The sequence below is a fragment of the Ruegeria sp. I3 genome (assembly GCF_056532525.1).
The window spans coordinates 1-1,739 of record NZ_JBQFNI010000026.1 but is presented as its reverse complement, the minus strand read 5'-3'; the positions used below and the strand labels follow the sequence as shown (position 1 = coordinate 1,739).

Here is a 1,739-nt window from a genome sequence, read left to right as displayed (position 1 = left end):
GTCTCTGTGGCCTCGCCCGCACCATACCTCCTCATCCAAGGGCCGACTGACCCTGAACGTGCTGTTGTCCTTTGCTCAGTTTGAACGGGAAGTCACCGCCGAACGTATCCGCGACAAAATCGCGGCGTCCAAGAAAAAGGGACTTTGGATGGGTGGCAACCTGCCCCTCGGCTATGACCGCCACCCCGATCCGAAGGCAAGAACGCTGGTGGTGAATGAGGAGGAGGCCAGAACGGTCTGGCATCTATTTGGGCTTTAAGGCGAGCTGGGTTGCCTGCGCAAAGTAGAAGAACGGGCAACGGCAGAAGGGCTGCGGTCAAAACGGGTTGTTCTGGCCGACGGAAGCGTGAAGGGGAATCGTCCGCTGTCACGCGGCCAAATCTATTACCTGCTGGGCAACTCGGTCTATCTCGGCAAAATCCGCCACAAGGATAAGATCTGGGACGGACAACACCCGTCAATCTTCGACCAAGGCGTTTGGGACCGGGCGCAGGAAAAATTGAAAAAGGCGTCGCAGCGATCCCGTGCAGACCCCACACCCAATGCGCGCCAACGTGCTAATGACCCCGGCGCCTGGCTCACCGGTCTGCTGCAGGACGAAACTGGTGATCGGTTGGCCAACCCACACCACGCGCAATGGCCGTCGGTTGCGCTACTATATCTCCAATCGATTGATCTCGGGTAGCAAGGATATCTCTGGCTGGCCACTGCCCGGCCCGGTGCTGGAACACGCAGTCATTGATGTCATCGCCAGACATCTGCAAGAGGCCTCCACCGCGCATCAGGTACTGGCGCAACCGGAGGCCGGGTCAGCGGAGGCAGTGCAGACTTCAGTTGCGGATTTAGTAACCCAGCTTCAACGCCAAGCCGGTCAGGCCGGCGCAGATATTCTGGCCAGCAGCAGAATTGAACGAGGACAGATCGACCTCGAATTGAACACCAATACCCTGGCAAGCGCACTTGGCACTGCAGCGAACCAACTGCACCCGGATCTCACACACATTACCACATCCTTCGATCTGTGCCGCCACGGCGTTGAGGTCAAGGTCATCGCCGGAGATATGGCACCCCAACCCGATCCCCGCCTCCGGTCCATGTTGATCCGCGCCCATGGCTGGACCCGCGATCTGAAGTCCGGAGTTCGACTGAAGGAGATTGCACGCCGCGAAAGCGTCCCCGGCGCCTTCATCCGTACCCGCGCCCAGCTCGCGTTTCTCTCACCGAAGATTCAGGCCGCGATACTCGACGGCAACCAGCCGCCTGAACTTACACTCAAGCGTCTGGTCAGCGTAACCCACCCACTTGATTGGGCTGAACAGGAAAACCTGTTCGGTTTTTGATAGCTCCAGATCCTGCTTCCCTGATACAGGGTTCGCCCTCCCTGATCCGTCGGCAAAATTCCCTGTTCCCACGAGAAAATTCCCTGTTCCACTTTTAGGGAATTTGCGACCTAAGCTATTGGAAAAAATAGAGTTGTGACATCTAAAATCGCGGGTTCCAGACCTGTTTAGCAGAAATTCCCTGTAAATTGCCGCTTATCAGGGAAATACAGCCCAAAGCGACCCCGCCAAAATACGGCACTGAGACTGCGGCCGAAAATGCGCTCTGAGTGTACGATCTGCTCCGTCTCTGATTGAAAGCGCATGCGCCAACTCGCGGGAATTGCGGCACAATTCCGGGTCAGAAAACACAACTGGATTGAGACAGGTATGAGTGGCGGGGAGACAGGGATTCGAACC

Annotated in this window: 3 protein-coding genes; all 3 read left to right on the top strand. The window is 57.2% G+C overall.

Annotated elements, in window-relative coordinates; translation table 11 throughout:
- Positions 1-259: recombinase family protein (locus ACR0L9_RS20590; RefSeq protein WP_480896581.1), on the top strand; the 259-nt coding region annotated here is incomplete at its 5' end.
- Positions 260-346: 87 nt separating this feature from the next.
- Complete coding sequence (locus ACR0L9_RS20585; RefSeq protein WP_480896579.1) at positions 347-685, top strand: recombinase family protein; 339 nt, start codon at positions 347-349, stop codon at positions 683-685.
- On the top strand, positions 606-1,340 hold the full coding sequence (locus ACR0L9_RS20580) for a hypothetical protein (protein WP_480896578.1): 735 nt from the start codon (positions 606-608) through the stop codon (positions 1,338-1,340). Before ACR0L9_RS20585 ends, ACR0L9_RS20580 begins: the two co-directional genes overlap by 80 nt.
- The last annotated feature ends 399 nt before the right edge of the window (positions 1,341-1,739 follow it).